The organism is Sphingomonas sp. CFBP 8765 (assembly GCF_014841445.1).
In the GTDB taxonomy this organism is placed as follows: domain Bacteria; phylum Pseudomonadota; class Alphaproteobacteria; order Sphingomonadales; family Sphingomonadaceae; genus Sphingomonas; species Sphingomonas aerolata.
The window spans coordinates 1-991 of record NZ_JACYTY010000031.1; the positions used below are offsets into that span (position 1 = coordinate 1).

The 991-nt window shown below is 67.9% G+C and carries 1 pseudogene; it reads left to right on the top strand.

Annotated features, from left to right (window positions below):
* Nucleotides 1–14: 14 nt before the first annotated feature.
* Nucleotides 15–917: pseudogene (locus tag IFT87_RS20095) on the top strand (tyrosine-type recombinase/integrase); the annotation flags it as partial.
* Nucleotides 918–991 lie beyond the last annotated feature (74 nt).

Sequence of the window (991 nt, forward strand, 5' to 3'; positions counted from 1 at the left end):
GAGAGGAACTCTCCATGGCGACTCTACCCACCGAACAGTCCGTTACGCCGCTGCGCCAGCGGATGCTCGACGACATGGCGATGCGCTCAATGCGGTCGCGTACCCAGCACGACTATGTCCGCCACGTTCGCGCCTTCGCGGCGTTCCTGCGACGCTCGCCGGAGACCGCGACTGCCGAGGACGTACGGCGCTTCCAGCTTCACCAGCGCGAGCACGGTGTCGGAGAGGCCGTCATCGGCGCCACGGTATCGGCGCTGCGGTTCCTGTTTGGCGTGACGCTCGACCGGCCCGACCTGTCGCGCAGGCTGGTCCTCGCGCCTCGTCCCCGCAAGCTGCCCGACGTGCTGAGCGTCGAGGAGGTAGGGCGGCTGCTCGAGGCGGCACCGGGCATCAAGTACCGCGCCGCGCTGGGCGTCGCGTACGGCGCCGGATTGCGGGTGTCGGAGGTCGCACACCTCAAAGCCGACGACATCGACAGCAAGCGCATGCTGATCCGCATCGAGGAGGGCAAGGGCCGCAAGGACCGTAACGCGATGCTGTCGCCGCAACTGCTTGAACTGCTCCGGCTCTGGTGGCGCGAGGGCAAGCGGCGCAGTGTCCTGTTGCCGCACGGCTGGCTGTTCCCGGGGCGCAGCTACACCGATCCGATCTCAATCAGACAGCTCCACCGCGCCGTTCATGAGGCTGCCGAGGCGGCCGGGATCCGCAAGCGCGTCAGCCCGCACACGCTGCGGCACAGTTTCGCCACCCACCTGCTCGAGCAGGACGTCGACATCCGCGTCATCCAGGTGCTGCTCGGGCACAGCAAGCTCGAAACGACCCCGCTCTATACCAAGGTCGCCACGCGCACGATCCATGCCGTGACCGGTCCGCTTGACCGGTTGATGGCGCTGATGGAAGCAAGCCACCCGCCGGGTGAGCGCGCGATGCGCACCTCGCTCGAGGTCGCCGACATCTTCCGTGCTGCCGGTCCTGCATACCGGACTGCCCA